This window comes from Pseudaeromonas sp. HNCC25DJ180, from assembly GCF_055413345.1.
The window spans coordinates 1-258 of record NZ_JBVAYF010000060.1; the positions used below are offsets into that span (position 1 = coordinate 1).

The following is a 258-nucleotide window of genomic DNA, read 5'->3' on the forward strand; positions in this document are numbered from 1 at the left end:
CTATGGTCATCTGACCATGGATGCTGCGGGCGTCTACACCTACACCCTGGATACTGACAATGCGACAGTGCAAGGTCTGGATGACGGCCAAAGTCTGGAGCGTGAGTTTACCTACAGGTTGACCGATAAGGATGGCGATGTCAGTACCGCCACCTTGACCGTTACGATTACCGGCAGCAACGACATTCCGACCATCAAGGCGTATGGCGAAGGTCTGGGCGTCAGTGAAAGCGGTCTGCCGGAAGGCTCCGGTGTGGC

The 258-nt window shown here is 56.6% G+C and carries 1 protein-coding gene; it reads left to right on the top strand.

Annotated features, from left to right (window positions below; genetic code table 11):
• On the top strand, window positions 1–258 hold a 258-nt coding region (locus ACZYTD_RS17260; RefSeq protein WP_463893938.1), incomplete at both ends, for a VCBS domain-containing protein.